This is a genomic window from Streptomyces sp. NPDC002580, from assembly GCF_042889485.1.
In the GTDB taxonomy this organism is placed as follows: Bacteria; Actinomycetota; Actinomycetes; order Streptomycetales; family Streptomycetaceae; genus Streptomyces.
Map to the genome: position 1 here is coordinate 650,671 of NZ_JBIAQZ010000003.1, position 13,735 is coordinate 664,405.

General features: G+C 73.4%; 13 protein-coding genes. 4 read left to right on the top strand and 9 right to left on the bottom strand.

Translation table 11 applies throughout. From position 1 onward, the window contains the following. Positions 1–29 precede the first annotated feature (29 nt). Positions 30–635: a GTP cyclohydrolase I FolE gene (gene folE / locus ACFYW7_RS13845; RefSeq protein WP_389501494.1), complete on the top strand. Its 606-nt coding sequence runs from the start codon at positions 30–32 to the stop codon at positions 633–635. A 48-nt stretch (positions 636–683) separates the two neighbouring features. On the opposite strand, the gene ACFYW7_RS13850 is transcribed toward folE, so the two are convergent. The 6 genes from ACFYW7_RS13850 to ACFYW7_RS13875 all read right to left on the bottom strand — a co-directional run bounded on the left by ACFYW7_RS13850 (position 684) and on the right by ACFYW7_RS13875 (position 5,849). Then, positions 684–1,172 (bottom strand): DUF3180 domain-containing protein, encoded by a 489-nt coding sequence (locus ACFYW7_RS13850; protein WP_389501496.1) that lies wholly within the window; start codon positions 1,170–1,172, stop codon positions 684–686. Between the two features lie 73 nt (positions 1,173–1,245). Next, positions 1,246–1,857, bottom strand: a complete 612-nt coding sequence (folK, locus tag ACFYW7_RS13855; RefSeq protein WP_389501498.1) for a 2-amino-4-hydroxy-6-hydroxymethyldihydropteridine diphosphokinase — start codon at positions 1,855–1,857, stop codon at positions 1,246–1,248. Further along, a complete protein-coding gene (gene folB / locus ACFYW7_RS13860) occupies positions 1,854–2,213 on the bottom strand; it encodes a dihydroneopterin aldolase (RefSeq protein ID WP_389501500.1) in 360 nt (119 codons plus the stop codon). Before folB ends, folK begins: the two co-directional genes overlap by 4 nt. Before the next feature lie 245 nt (positions 2,214–2,458). Further along, positions 2,459–2,953, bottom strand: a complete 495-nt coding sequence (locus ACFYW7_RS13865; protein ID WP_389501502.1) for a nuclear transport factor 2 family protein — start codon at positions 2,951–2,953, stop codon at positions 2,459–2,461. Next, a complete protein-coding gene (folP, locus tag ACFYW7_RS13870) occupies positions 2,950–3,858 on the bottom strand; it encodes a dihydropteroate synthase (RefSeq protein ID WP_389501504.1) in 909 nt (302 codons plus the stop codon). Before folP ends, ACFYW7_RS13865 begins: the two co-directional genes overlap by 4 nt. Positions 3,859–4,043: 185 nt before the next feature. Next, complete coding sequence (locus ACFYW7_RS13875; RefSeq protein WP_389501673.1) at positions 4,044–5,849, bottom strand: phosphatidylglycerol lysyltransferase domain-containing protein; 1,806 nt, start codon at positions 5,847–5,849, stop codon at positions 4,044–4,046. 224 nt (positions 5,850–6,073) lie between these two features. Here ACFYW7_RS13875 and ACFYW7_RS13880 point away from each other — a divergent pair, with 224 nt between their 5' ends. Together ACFYW7_RS13880 and ACFYW7_RS13885 are read left to right on the top strand one after the other, a co-directional pair. Further along, complete coding sequence (locus tag ACFYW7_RS13880; protein WP_389501506.1) at positions 6,074–7,195, top strand: alpha/beta hydrolase; 1,122 nt, start codon at positions 6,074–6,076, stop codon at positions 7,193–7,195. Between the two features lie 391 nt (positions 7,196–7,586). Then, entirely contained in the window at positions 7,587–9,266 is a 1,680-nt protein-coding gene (locus ACFYW7_RS13885) for a hypothetical protein (RefSeq protein WP_389501508.1), read from the top strand. A gap of 222 nt (positions 9,267–9,488) precedes the next feature. Here ACFYW7_RS13885 and ACFYW7_RS13890 read toward each other — a convergent pair whose 3' ends face one another. Further along, positions 9,489–10,790, bottom strand: coding sequence for a PH domain-containing protein (locus tag ACFYW7_RS13890; RefSeq protein WP_389501675.1), 1,302 nt, complete (start codon positions 10,788–10,790; stop codon positions 9,489–9,491). Between the two features lie 89 nt (positions 10,791–10,879). Next, positions 10,880–11,383 carry a PH domain-containing protein gene (locus ACFYW7_RS13895; RefSeq protein WP_389501510.1) on the bottom strand — a complete coding sequence of 168 codons (504 nt, stop codon included), beginning with the start codon at positions 11,381–11,383 and terminating at the stop codon, positions 10,880–10,882. 31 nt (positions 11,384–11,414) lie between these two features. Between ACFYW7_RS13895 and ACFYW7_RS13900 the strand changes: the two genes are divergently transcribed. After that, positions 11,415–12,566, top strand: a complete 1,152-nt coding sequence (locus tag ACFYW7_RS13900; protein ID WP_389501512.1) for an NADH-quinone oxidoreductase subunit D — start codon at positions 11,415–11,417, stop codon at positions 12,564–12,566. On the opposite strand, the gene ACFYW7_RS13905 is transcribed toward ACFYW7_RS13900, so the two are convergent. Then, the gene (locus ACFYW7_RS13905) at positions 12,531–13,715 is read right to left on the bottom strand and encodes an SAM-dependent methyltransferase (RefSeq protein WP_389501514.1); all 1,185 of its coding nucleotides are present in this window, start codon (positions 13,713–13,715) and stop codon (positions 12,531–12,533) included. The two genes, ACFYW7_RS13900 and ACFYW7_RS13905, sit on opposite strands and share 36 nt — an antisense overlap. Positions 13,716–13,735 lie beyond the last annotated feature (20 nt).

A 13,735-nucleotide genomic window follows, 5' to 3' on the forward strand; every position in this document is an offset into this window, starting at 1 on the left:
CGCGCAGGATCCACAGGAACGAGGACCAGATGACCGACCCCGTGACGCTGGACGGCGAGGGCGTGATCGGAGCGTTCGACGAGAAGCGCGCCGAGAACGCCGTGCGAGAGCTCCTGATCGCGGTCGGCGAGGACCCGGACCGCGAGGGACTGAGGGAGACGCCGGGGCGGGTGGCGCGGGCGTACAAGGAGATATTCGCGGGCCTGTGGCAGCAGCCGGAGGACGTGCTGACGACGACGTTCGACCTCGGGCACGACGAGATGGTCCTGGTGAAGGACATCGAGGTGTTCAGTACGTGTGAACACCATCTGGTCCCGTTCAGGGGGGTCGCCCACGTCGGCTACATCCCGGCCACCAGCGGCAAGATCACCGGCCTGTCCAAGCTGGCCCGCCTGGTCGATGTCTTCGCCCGCCGCCCCCAGGTCCAGGAGCGGCTGACGACCCAGATCGCCGACTCGCTCATGGAGATCCTGGAGCCGCGCGGTGTGATCGTGGTCGTCGAGTGCGAGCACATGTGCATGTCCATGCGCGGCATCCGCAAGCCGGGAGCGAAGACCATCACCTCGGCGGTGCGTGGACAGCTCCGGGACGCCGCGACGCGCAACGAGGCGATGAGCCTCATCATGGCCCGCTAGGTCGTTTCCGGCGGATCCCGCCGTGCGGGCCGCAGCCGGTGGGAGCGCCTAGGCCACCGGTGCGGTCCCGCCGCGGTGTTCGTCGTCGTCCTCGGGGAGCTTGCAGACGCGCTCCAGGAAGAAGGCGGCCGCTATGACGCCGATGCCGGCGACGACGGAGAGGCCGGCGTAGATGGCCTGGTCGCGGCGGGCGGGGTCCTCCAGCCGGCCCAGAAGGAAGACGCCGGTGCCGCCGTACATGCCCGCCACCAGGGCGGCCACCAGGGCGCTCGCCTGGCCGAAGACGACCGCGCGGGCGGCCATCAGCGGATCGACGCCCTTGGCGCCGGGGCGGCGCTCCCGCTGTGCCTTGAGCCGGGCGCGCAGGGAGAGGGCCGTCGCGAGGAGGACGATCGCGATCAGGGCGAGGACGATGGGGGCGGCCAGCGGGACCCGGGGCAGCGTGCCCACCGCGGCCCACAGGCGGGCTCCCGACCAGGACAGCACTCCGGCCACCACGAACACGGCGGCCAGTGTCCTGACGCGCAGCTCTTTCACGTTGCCCCTTCGGTAGCCCGCCTGTGGCCGGCCCGGTGCCCGGGCCCGCCTGTGGTCGTCATGACCTTAACGACTACTCGGGCAGCCGGAGTTCCAGGTCGGCGCGGGCCGTGACGCCGTCCCGGGTGACCGTGGCCAGGAGCTCGGAGACGGCGCCCAGGCCGGGGAGTTGCGCCTGGGGGTCCACGTCGTGCCAGGGGGCGAGGACGAAGGCCCGCTCGTGGGCGCGCGGGTGAGGAAGGGTCAGCACCGGGTCGTCGGAGACGACATCGGCGTACGCCACGATGTCCACGTCGATCGTGCGCGGGCCCCACCGCTCGTCCCGCACGCGGTGGTAGGCCTCCTCGATCGCGTGCGCCCGCTCCAGGAGCGAGGACGGGGGCAGGGTGGTCCGCAGCACCACGACCGCGTTGAAGTACGACGGCTGGCTGCCCGGGGCGACCCCCCAGGGCTCCGTCTCGTAGACGGGGGAGACCGCCTTGATCCGCACGCCGGGGGTGTCCTCCAGGGCGTCGATGGCGCCCTGGAGCGTCTCCAGGCGGTTGCCCAGGTTCGAGCCGAGGGAGATCACCGCGGACCGGGGGTTCTGCAGCGTCGTGTCGGCGGCGTCCACCCGCTCGACCACGGAGGAGGGCACCGGCTGGACGGTCGGGTCGCTCTGCCCTTCGGTGAAGGACGCGGTCATACTCGGCTCCGGGTGATCGTGACGGTCACGTCGTCGAAGGGGACCGTGATCGGGGCGTCCGGTTTGTGGACGCAGACCTCGACCTCCTGGACCGCCTCGTGCTTCAGACACGTCCTGGCGATGCGCTCCGCGAGCGTCTCGATGAGATCGACGGGCTCGCCCTCGACGTCGGCGACGACCTCTTCCGCCACGATGCCGTAGTGCACGGTCTTCGTCAGGTCGTCGTCGGCCGCGGCCGGCCGGGTGTCCAGGCCCAGCGTCAGATCCACGATGAAGGTCTGGCCCTCCTCGCGTTCCTTCTGGAAGACGCCGTGGTGCCCACGGGCCTTGAGGCCGCGCAGCGCGACACGATCCACGCGAATCACTCCTGCAATCGTCGGGTGCGGCCGGCGTACGCCGCATGCGGTCTGCGTACCGGCCTCGAACGAATCTACCTGCGGGCGCTGACAACGTTCGCCCACGGGGCGGGCGCCCGGCGAAGGCCACGAGGCTTCACCGGACGTTTCCCCTGGGGAACGCGGCGGCTCACGGGTCGGTAGCCGCATCTACCCCGGGCTGGTGATTCCAACCACCTTTTGGCCCGTGCGGGCCGCACGCCCACTCAACCGGCGGTGTCCTCGTCCTCCTCCTCGCCGGACTCGGCGAGCACGGGTGAGGCGTGGTGGGACCAGAGCTTCCAGCCGTCGGCCGTACGACGGAACAGGTTCGTGGCGACGACCAGCTGGCCGACGAGCGGCCCGAGCTCGTCGCCGTCGGCGGGGGCCGGGCCACCGCTGAGGATGTTCTCGGTGCAGGTGACCAGGGCCGTGTCGCCGGAGACGGAGACGCGCACGTCGGTGAGGAAGAACTGGATGTACTCCGTGTTCGCCATGATCAGCGCGTACGAGCGGAGCACCTCGCCCCGGCCGTTCAGGACGGGCCAGCCGGGATGGACGCAGGACACGACCGCGCCCTCGCCCTCGAAGTCGTCGTCGGACGTGTCCAGCGGGGCCAGCCACAGGGCGGACAGTTCCTCGAAGGCGCCGCGTTCCAGCGCCTCGTAGAACGCGGTGTTGGCGAGTTCGACCTGCTCGACATCGGTACGCGGTGTGCTCACCGGGCTCCCTCTGCGGCCGGACGGTCGGCGCCCGCCGCCCCGCCGGTCCGGGCGCCCTCGACGGCGCGTGCGACCCGTACGGCGTCGGCGGTGGCCCGCACCTCGTGCACGCGCACCGCCCAGGCGCCCTGCTGGGCGGCGATCGCCGAGACGGCGGCGGTGGCGGCGTCCCGCTCGCGCGCGGGTGGCGGGGCGCCTTCGGGGCCGGCCAGCACGCGGCCGAGGAAACGCTTGCGGGAGGCGGCGACCAGCAGGGGGTGGCCGAGGGCGCGGAGGCGGTCGAGGTGGGCGAGCAGGGCCAGGTCGTGCTCGGGGTCCTTGGAGAAGCCGAGCCCGGGGTCCACGACGACGCGGTCGGGGGCGATACCGCCCGCCAGGACGGCCTCCAGGCGTGCGGCCAGTTCGTCGAGGACCTCGCGGACCACGTCCTCGTAGGCTCCCTGGACGTTGCCGCCCGCCAGGAAGCCGCGCCAGTGCATGACCACGAAGGGGGCGCCCGCGGCCGCGACGGCCGGGATCATCGCGGGGTCGGCGAGGCCGCCGCTGACGTCGTTGACGAGGGCCGCGCCCGCGGCGAGGGCCTGCTCGGCGACGGAGGCGCGCATGGTGTCCACGGAGACCGTGACGCCCTCGGAGGCGAGGCCGCGGACGACGGGGACGACGCGCTTGAGCTCCTCCGCCTCGTCGACGCGGGTGGCTCCGGGGCGGGTGGACTCGCCGCCCACGTCCACGAGGTCGGCGCCTTCGGAGACGAGGTCGAGGCCGTGCTTGACGGCGGCCGTCGTGTCGAACCAGTGACCGCCGTCGGAGAAGGAATCGGGGGTGACGTTCACGACCCCCATGACCGCGCAGCGGTCCCAGGTCGGCAGTCCCGCGACTCGGCCGCGCCCGCGCTCAGTACTCATACATCCAGCCTAGGCCTCTCGCGGGGGCCCGGATCGCCCCCTGCCGGACTCGGTGGCGACCGGTGCCAGGGTGCGGGGGCGCCCCTGCCGGGCCATGGGCCCCCTCACGCCCCGGCACGCGCCCCACCGCCGTCCCGGCATCCGGGCGGCGACCCGCGTGGGGCGCGCGGGCCCGGCAACACCGGCTACGCCGCTCTGACCCCCCGTTCCGTCACCGCGTGCGCGCAGGGGCGCGCTGCCGGTGTGCGGCGGCGCAGCACCCGGGGCAGGGCGAAGGTCACGAAGCCCTCGGCCTGCATGGCGGCGAAGCCGATGCGGGGGAGGTCGCGGGAGGCGGCGTAGACGACGAAGCGCGGCTCCCAGCGCGGGTGGAACTTGGCGTTGAACTTGTACAGCGACTCGATCTGGAACCAGCGGGACAGGAAGACCAGCAGTCCCCGCCAGGCGCGCAGCACGGGTCCCGCGCCGATCTTCTCGCCGCGGGCGAGGGCAGCCCGGAACATCGCGAAGTTCAGCGAGATCCGCTGGACGCCGAGGCGGGGCGAGGCCTGGAGCGCCGCCACGATGAGGAGTTCGTTCATGCCGGGGTCGGCCGCGCGGTCGCGGCGCATGAGGTCGAGCGACACCCCGTCCGGGCCCCACGGCACGAAGTGCAGGACGGCCTTCAGGTCGCCGTACGGGCCGGGCGGATCGTCGGTCTTGTGCGCCGTGGCGATCAGGCAGTCCCCGTCGGAGGGGTCGCCGATGCGGCCGAGCGCCATCGAGAAGCCGCGTTCGGTGTCGGTGCCGCGCCAGTCCTCGGCGGCGCGCCGTATCCGGTCGAGTTCGCCCTCGCCGAGGTCACGGACGCGCCGTACCCGGGTCTCGTAGCCGGCCCGTTCGATGCGTTTGACCATCTGGCGCACGTTGCGCATCGGGCGCCCGGCCAGGGAGAAATCCGCGACGTCCACCACCGCCTCGTCGCCCAGTTCGAGTGCGTCGAGGCCGGTCTCGCGGGTCCAGACCTCGCCGCCCGTCTCGGAGCAGCCCATGACGGCGGGGGTCCAGGAATGCGCCTTGGCCTCGTCCATGAAGCGCTCGATCGCGCCGGGCCAGGCCTCCACGTCGCCGATGGGGTCACCGCTGGCGAGCATCACTCCGGAGACGACCCGGTAGGTCACCGCCGCCTTGCCGCTGGGCGAGAAGACGACGGCCTTGTCGCGGCGGAGCGCGAAGTGCCCGAGGGAGTCGCGGCCGCCGTGCTTCTCCAGGAGGACGCGCAGCCGGGCCTCGTCGTCCTCCGTGAGGCGGGCGGCGGGGTGTTCGGGGCGGAAGGCCAGGTAGACGGTGGTGACGGCGGTCAGCCAGCCGAGCGCGCCGAGGGAGAAGGCGACCGTCCAGGAGGTGGGGCCGGCGTAGTCGACGGGGCCTTCGAAGCCGACCAGGCCGTACAGGACGTGGGTGATGCGGTCGGCCAGGCTCGGGTCGCCGACCATGCGGTTCTCGTGGACGCTGACGATGACGAGTCCGAGAACGAGGGAACCGGCGCCCATGAGGACGAAGTTGGCGAGCGCGCGCCAGCGGCTGCGTGGATCGGGCAGGGCCGTGAACTCGTCGCGGTGGCGCAGCAGCGGGGCGAGCAGGGCCGCGGAGATGATGACGCCGAGCACCGAGTGGCGGTACGCGAACTGCGCGGCGGCGCCCACCGGAAGCAGGGCGACGGCGGCCCGCCACGCCCGGCGCTTGCGGCGCCGCAGCCCGTGGGCGAGCAGCAGCAGAAGCACTCCGGCGCTGAGCGACAGCGCCGCCGCGAAGGGGCCGAACGAGCCGGGCAGCACCTCGGCCAGGGCGTGCATACGGCTGTGACGGAAACGCGGGAAGACGCCCGCGGCGATGTCCAGGACACCGACGAGCACGCAGGCCCTGGCGATCAGGGCGGGGACGGCCTCGGGGCTCGGGGCTCGGAGTATGCGCCGGGCCCGGCCGGTCCGGCCCGGAACCTCGCCCGACAATTCGCCATCTATCCTGACAGACATCGCATCCCGTGGTTCTGCGAGAGACCTTGAACCCGGTGCCATTCCGGCATCCGGCGACATTGCGCCCTCTAGGACGGTGTCCTGGGGAGACAGGTTCACTCCGTTCCCCAAAGCCGGTTCAAAAGGCAAGGAAAGTCCAGGGCAAGGACGCGCGAAGGTGTGGGTCGGGCCCGGACGGAAAGCGCAGGCGGGAACAGCCCATGGGTCTCACGAGCAACAAGATGCTGGTAGTCGCGGTTCTGCTCGCCGTGCTGCTGTTCGTCGGCACGGTGTGGTGGTGGCCCCGGCTGGCCCGGCGCACCTGGTGGTCCGTCGGCGGGCGGGTGGGCCTGCTGCTCGCCACCCAGTTGACCCTGTTCGTCTCCGTCGGCCTGTGCGCCAACCAGGCGTTCGGGTTCTACGCCAGCTGGGCGGACCTCCTCGGCAGGGAACGCGGGGAGGGTGTGGTCGTCGACGGCGCGGGCGGTGCGGGCGGCCCCCTCCGCGTGGTGGACACCCGGCAGGTCGACGTCGCGGGCGGCTCCGGGGCGCGGACCGGCGGCCGGATCCAGAAGATCGACATCGTGGGCCGGACGACCCGTATCGCCACGCAGGCGTACGTCTACCTGCCGCCGGAGTACTTCCAACCGCGGTACCGCACGCGGACGTTCCCGGCCGTCACCGTGCTGACCGGCTACCCCGGCACCGCCGAGGCCCTCGTCAAGGCCCTGCGCTTCCCGCAGACGGCGAACCGGCTGGCCAAGGACGGCAGGGCCCAGCCGATGATCCTGGTCATGCTGCGGCCGACCGTCGCGCCCCCGAGGGACACCGAGTGCGTGGACGTCCCCGGCGGTCCGCAGGCCGAGTCCTTCTTCGCCGAGGATCTTCCCGACGCCGTATCGGCCCACTACAGGGTGGGCCGGAGGCCCGGGAGTTGGGGAGTCGTCGGCGACTCGACAGGGGGATACTGCGCGCTGAAGCTCGCCGTCCACCATCCCGAGGTGTATGCCGCCGGCGCGGGTCTGTCGCCGTACTACAAGGCGGCGATCGACCGGACGACGGGCGATCTCTTCCATGGTGACAAGGCGCTGCGCGACAACGCCGACCTGCGCCGGTATCTCAGGAACAAGCCCGCCCCCGACACCTCGCTGCTCGTCACCAGCAGCAAGGAGGGCGAATCCAACTACAAGGAAACGCTGGACTTCATAGACCTCGTGAAGTCCAAGGGGCGTACCCGGATCTCGTCGATCATCCTCGACAGCGGGGGCCACAACTTCAACACCTGGAGGCGGGAGATCCCGGCGACGCTCCAGTGGATCAGCGGACGCCTGAGCGACCGCTGACCCCCTCGGTGCCGTGCGGTGCCCGCGCCGCGCGGTGCCGTGCGGTGCTGTTCCGGGCTCCTGGTGCGCCGGCCGGGCGGCGCGGCGAGCGCCGTTCCCGCCGTGGGGTCCCGCGGCGGGTCGGCGGGACGAATTCGGCGTGCCCCGCGGGGAAACGGCCGCCTCGGAGAAACGTCGTTCTCGGGGAAAGGCGCGGCCGAGTATTTCGATTCGGTGAACGTCGGAGCGGGTGGAATTGATCAGCGAGCGGGAGTGACCGGGGGGCGTGACGGGCTTTGTGGGACAAGCCGTGTGCCCTGTCGACGGCCGGTACGGGACAAAGGCTCCGGGGTGACTGTGTTTTTACCGGGCGGGGCACCAAGAATCGCCTACGCGCGGTAAGTTTCTGGCCATGCCACGTGGACGCCACCGCCATTCCCCGCCCTTGCACAGGGTGCTGCCTTCTTCGGCGATCGCCGGCGTGTCGCTCGTCTGCGCCGCAGGACCCTGGCTGTTCACGGAGGCGTTCGTGCTCCGTGTCCTGGCCGCGGGTGCCGCGGTGACAGCGGTCGCCGGCGCGGTCGTCATGCGCCGCTGGGACACCGCTGCCGGTAAACACGTCGCCGACCTCACGCGCGCGCGGGCGAGTGACGAGTGGCGGTACGACGAGCGGGTCGCCGAACTGGAGACCGATCTCGACGAATCGCGCGAGCTGCGCGTGAAGCTGGAGCAGAAGCTGCGCGCCAAGCGCACCGAGCTGGCCGGCCTGCGCAACGAACACGCGGCGCTGCTGCGGCGGTACGCCACGGCGGAGACGGAGCGGGCGACCGCCCTGGAGAAGCGCCGTCAGCTCGCCATAGAGGCTTCGGCCCCGACGCTCGCCCTGCCTGCCGCGCGGACGGCTCCGGACGGGGCCGGGACGCCGGACTCCCCGGGTGCGGAGGACTCCTCCGACGCGGTGGAGGCGCCGGAGACCGTGGACGCGGCCGAGGCGGTCGAGCCCTCCGAGGAGCCGCAGGGACCCGACGGGTCGGCGGAGCCGGGCGGTTCGGAGCACCAGGTGCCCGCGTCCCTGAGCGGGGCGGACGCCATCGCGGCCTTCACCGCGGACGACGACTCGGCCCACACGGAGTCGGACGCGACGGCGGAGACCGGCGCCGAGTCCGGGGCCGACGCGTCCTCCGAGGTCTTCTCCCCGGCCGGGTCGTCGCTGTTCCTGCGGGCCGGTGCCGCGCTGAGCCGGATAACCGACGGCCCGCGGGAGCCGGAGGGCGGCCAGGCCGTGACGGCTTCGGGGTCCGTGGCCCTGGCGCTGCCCGCCGCGGCCCCGCGCTCCGACGCCGGTCCGGCGACGGGGCTCCTCACCGACGCCCCCGCGCCCGGCGAGTCCGCTCTGGACGCGGCCGTCAAGCGGGACGCGGCGGCGAAGCGGGACGCGGCGAGGAAGAGCGCGGTGGCCAAGAGGACGCCCGCGACGAAGGACACGCCCGCGACGCACGACACCGCCGCGAGCGGCGAGCCGACGAAGACCGCCCCGGCGAGTGAGGCGGGTCCGTCCTCGGGCGCCGTCGAGGAAGCGGGTGGGGCGCAGGGGAAGCCCGAGGCGGCCCGCGAGCACCAGCGCGCGGTCGCCGAGGCCCAGCCCGCTCTGCCCCCGGCCCCCGTCACCCGAGCCCTCGCCCTGCCCGCGTCGCGTGCCGTGCCCGCCACGCCCGGGGCCGAGCTGGCGCTGTCGCCGCGGGCGGCGCATTCCGCCAAGCCCGCCAAGCGGTCCGGGCACTTCACCGTGCCGACGGCGGTGGCCGTCGTCGAGCCCACCGCACCGGTGCGGCGTCCCTCGGCCGAGGGCGGGTTCGACTTCTTCGGTACGCAGAACGAGGCGTCCGACGCCGCCGCGATGGAGGCCGTACAGAACGAGGATCTGGCCGACGTGGTCGGCCAGGAGGCGCTCGCCCTGCACAAGGCGGAGGCCGAGTCCGACTTCAAGCCCGCGACCGAGGGTTCGCACGGCGTCGGCCAGGTCATCGACCTGACCGAGCACGACGAGACGGAGCACATCGACATCGAGGGTCTGCGGAGCGCGGTCTCCTGAACCGCCCGCGTCCCGGGGCGACGTGACGACAGTGAGGGCGGTGGCGTCATGCCACCGCCCTCACTGCGTTCCTGCCCCGGACCTGGGCGCGCTCCGACCCGTACGCGCACCTGGGCCCGCTCCGCCTCGGGCCCGGCGCGGGGCACGCCGTCGCCGGGCCCGAGGCCGGACCGTCCTCCCGAGCCGTCCTCCGCCGTCCCAGGGCGCCGTTCCCGGGCCGCCTCAGGCCATCCACCGGTCGGGCAGGGCCTCCCGCCGTCCCGTGCGGGACCGGTCGGCCTGCGCCAGGAGGAGCCGGTCCGCCTCCGTGGCGTCCCGCAGCCGCGCCGTCACCGTCCTGCCGGCACCGGCGTCGATGTGGACGTCGGCGAGTCCCTTGAAGCGGGCCCAGGGCCCCTGCGTCAGCCGGACGCTCTGCGCCTTCGCGTGCGGGACCAGGGAGAGGCGGCGCCGCAACAGCCCGTGGCGCGCCGCGAAGACCGTGTCCGTGACGGCGAGTCCGTACCCGCGCCACCAGAACGGCACGCACCAGCCCGCCCGCCGCGGCGGGCGCTCCAGGGACGCCGGAACGGTCACTCCGGGGAGCACCGCGGCGACCACGGCCTCGGCGACCTCGCGCGGGGCGACGGGCACGAGGACCGAGTTCGAGGACCCGGCCACGTCCAGTTCGACGCGCACCCACCCGCGCCGTCGCCACAGCAGGGGTTCGACGATCCGTACGGTCTGCACCCGACCGGGCGGCACCGTCTCGTGCGCGCGGTCCAGGAGCCCGTGGTCGATGCGCAGGCCGTCGGGCGACTCGCCCACCGTCCAGTCGTACTCGCCGACGAACCGTCCCACGCTGCTCGCGCCCGCCGCGCCCAGCAGCGGCAATCCGGTCGCGAGGACCGTCCACACGCTGTGCGTGGCGAACCACAGCAGCGGGGGGACGACGAGCGCGGCGGCCAGCGAGCCCCAGGTGGCGCCGGTGAGCGCCAGGGAGACGGCGAGGACTCCGGGCGGGACGTGCAGCAGCCGCCGCACCGGCGCCTCGCCGACCTCGCCGGCGGACTCGGGAGCGAAACCGGCCGCCCGGGCGAGGAGTTCGGCGCGCAGCCGCCGCGCCTCGCCCTCGCCCAGGTACGCCAGTTCGTCCTTGCTGTCCGTTCCGACGACGTCGAGCTTGAGCTTGGCGACGCCCGCGACGCGGGCCAGCAGCGGCTGGGTGATGTCGACCGCCTGGAGCCGTTCGAGCCGGATGTGCGCGGTGCGGCGGAACAACAGGCCGGTACGGATGCGCAGTTCGGTGTCGGTCACCGCGAAGTGGGTGAACCACCAGCTCAGGAAGCCGTAGAGCGCGGCGCCCGGGACGAGCACGGCGAGTCCGGCGAGCAGCGCGGTCGTGGTGAGTCCGGTCAGCTGCTCCCGCGCCTGGTTCGGGTCGTGGACGGCCCAGCCGGCCAGCACGGTGACGGGCGCCCAGGCGCGCCGGAACGGGGTCACGGGGTGCAACCGCCGCTCGGAAAAAGGCACTTGCTCCCGTATGGAGCGGCTGTCGTCCGGCGGCGCCGTCCTGCCCGCCGGGCCGAGGGGCGTGGCAGGGGGGTGCCCGGGGGAGTCCGGGGAAGCGGTGCTCACAGGCCCGCCGATCGTGCTTCACCCAGTTCGGTCAGCCGGTCCCGCAACCGTTCGGCCTCGGCCGGGTCGAGTCCCGGGATGCACGCGTCGGTCGCCGCGGCGGCCGTGTGCAGTTGCAGGGCGGCCAGCCCGAAGCGGCGTCCGACGGGGCCTGAGGTCACCTCGACCAGCTGCATGCGTCCGTACGGCACCACGGTCTCCTCGCGCCACAGCACACCCCGGCTGATCAGCAGGTCGTCCGCGCGTTCCGCGTACCGCCAGGAGCGCCAGTTGCGGCCCAGCAGGTGCCAGCCCCACCCGGTCAGGGCGAGCGGGAGCAGGGCGAAGGCGGCCCAGCCCGGACCGGCGAACAGCCCGAGGAGCAGCCCGACGGCGACGGCCAGGAGTCCCGTCCACACCACCAGCAGCAGCCGTCGCATCCGTAGCAGTCCGGGAGGAAGCCCGGTCCAGACCGTCTCCGGCGTCGCGTTCTCGGCGGTCCGTGTGCTCCCCGTCTTCATGGGGCAAGCGTACGTACGAGAGACTGGGCCCATGACTCCTACGACGGAGACCGTGGTCGGTGTCGGCGGCGCCGCCGAGAGTACCGACATGGTGCTCAACATCGGCCCCCAGCACCCCTCCACCCACGGCGTGCTGAGGCTGCGGCTCGTGCTCGACGGCGAGCGGATCCAGCACGCGGAGCCGGTCATCGGCTACATGCACCGCGGCGCCGAGAAGCTCTTCGAGGCGCGCGACTACCGCCAGATCATCATGCTCGCCAACCGCCACGACTGGCTGTCCGCGTTCTCGAACGAGCTGGGCGTCGTCCTGGCCGTGGAGCGGATGCTGGGCATGGAGGTCCCCGCGCGCGCGGTGTGGACCCGCACGCTCCTCGCGGAGCTCAACCGCGTCCTCAACCACCTGATGTTCCTGGGCTCCTATCCGCTGGAGCTGGGCGGGATCACCCCGATCTTCTACGCCTTCACGGAGCGCGAGGAACTCCAGCACGTGATGGAGGAGATCTCCGGCGGGCGCATGCACTACATGTTCAACCGCGTCGGCGGCCTCAAGGAGGACCTCCCCGCGGGATGGGCCGCGCGGGCGCGCGCCTGCGTCGCCGCGCTGCGCTCGCGGATGGGCGTGTACGACGAGCTGGTGCTCGGCAACGAGATCTTCCGGGGACGTACCCGCGACGTGGGCGTCCTCTCGCCGGAGGCCGTGCACGCGTACGGCGTGAGCGGGCCCATCGCGCGCGCCTCCGGGGTCGACTTCGACCTGCGCCGCGACGAGCCCTACCTGGCGTACGGCGAACTCCAGGACACCCTGAGGGTCGTCACGCGCCAGGAGGGCGACTGTCTGGCCCGCTTCGAGTGCCTCCTGGAGCAGACGCACGTCTCGCTCGACCTCGCGGACGCCTGTCTCGACCGGCTGGCGGAACTGCCCCCCGGGCCGATCAACCAGCGGCTGCCCAAGGTCCTGAAGGCGCCCGAGGGACACACGTACGCCTGGACCGAGAACCCCCTCGGCATCAACGGCTACTACCTCGTCAGCAAGGGCGAGAAGACCCCGTACCGGCTGAAGCTGCGCTCCGCCTCCTTCAACAACATCCAGGCGCTGACCGAACTGCTGCCGGGGACGCTGGTCGCGGACATGGTCGCGATCCTGGGGTCACTGTTCTTCGTGGTCGGGGACATCGACAAGTAGGGCGTCACGGATGAGGGCGTCACGAAGGCGGGCGTCCGCCTCGGCGGGGGCGTCCTTCGACGCGTCCGGGAGGCCGACGGGCTGGAGCAGCCAGCGGAAGTCGCCCAGGCCGCCCGGGGCGGTGAGTTCCGCCGCCGCCCCGGCGCCCGCGAGGGCACGCACGTAGGCGGCGGGGTCCGAGGACGCCAGGGCGAGCGGAGGGCGCTCACCGCTCACGCCCAGCGCGCGCAGTGCCGCCCGCTGGGTCACCAGGCGCCCGCCGGGCAGCACGCACGCGTCCAGCGCCACATGCGCGGTGATGTCGCACGACCCGTCGGGCACCGGCCGGGTCTCGCGTCCCTCCCGGAAGCCGGTGAGCGTCCCGAAGGGGGGCCGTCCGGCGGCGGAGTGCGCGTAGTCGACGGCGACGGCCAGTCCCCGGCCGAGCGTGGACACGGCGGCGGCCCAGGCGAGGTCCCGGGGCAGCCCGATCTCGGCGCGGGCGCCCTCGGCGGGCGTGGGGGGCACCCCGGGACCGCTGCGCGCCCCCGGGGGAACCGGAGCTTCTCGTGAGGGAGCGCGGACCGGCCGCGCCCCCGCTCCGGGCGCGCGGCCGGTCCGCACGCCGGGCCACCACCAGCGCCGCAGCCACTCCGCGTCCGCCCCGGTGACCGCCTCCCCGAGGCGTTCGGTTCCGTCGCCGCGTACGAGGACCAGCCGGGGCACTCCGTCCGGACCTGCCTCGGCGACGTCCACGGGCACGTTGTCCAGCCACTCGTTGGCGAACAGCAGCCCGGTGACGCCCTCAGGGGGCTCGGGGAGCCAGGTGATCCGCCGGTCGAGACCGGCCGGCCGGTCCGCGCGCTCGACCGCGTACCCCTGAGCACGGGAGGCCACGTCGGCCGGGAGAGCGGCGAGAACGCCGGTCACGAGCTCGCCGCGGCCCGCCGCCATGTCGACGAAGGCCAGCGACTCCGGGCGGCCGAGCGCCGCGTCGACCCGGCACAGCAACCGCGCCACGGCACCGGCGAACAGCGGCGACGCGTGCACCGAGGTCCGGAAGTGCCCGGCGGGTCCCACGGGCCCCCGATAGAAGCCGGAGGGGCCGTACAGGGCCTCCTCGGCCGCCTCGCGCCACCCTCGCCACCCGCCCCGCTCCGCACGTCTCACCGGGCCAGGCTAGGACAGGT

What these genes read in the sequence shown, in the direction of transcription:
- folE (WP_389501494.1), top strand. Translation starts at nt 30, where the DNA reads ATGACCGACCCCGTGACGCTGGACGGCGAGGGCGTGATCGGAGCGTTC.
- folK (WP_389501498.1), bottom strand. Translation starts at nt 1,857, where the DNA reads ATGACCGCGTCCTTCACCGAAGGGCAGAGCGACCCGACCGTCCAGCCG.
- folP (WP_389501504.1), bottom strand. Translation starts at nt 3,858, where the DNA reads ATGAGTACTGAGCGCGGGCGCGGCCGAGTCGCGGGACTGCCGACCTGG.
- ACFYW7_RS13880 (WP_389501506.1), top strand. Translation starts at nt 6,074, where the DNA reads ATGGGTCTCACGAGCAACAAGATGCTGGTAGTCGCGGTTCTGCTCGCC.
- ACFYW7_RS13885 (WP_389501508.1), top strand. Translation starts at nt 7,587, where the DNA reads ATGCCACGTGGACGCCACCGCCATTCCCCGCCCTTGCACAGGGTGCTG.
- ACFYW7_RS13895 (WP_389501510.1), bottom strand. Translation starts at nt 11,383, where the DNA reads ATGAAGACGGGGAGCACACGGACCGCCGAGAACGCGACGCCGGAGACG.
- ACFYW7_RS13900 (WP_389501512.1), top strand. Translation starts at nt 11,415, where the DNA reads ATGACTCCTACGACGGAGACCGTGGTCGGTGTCGGCGGCGCCGCCGAG.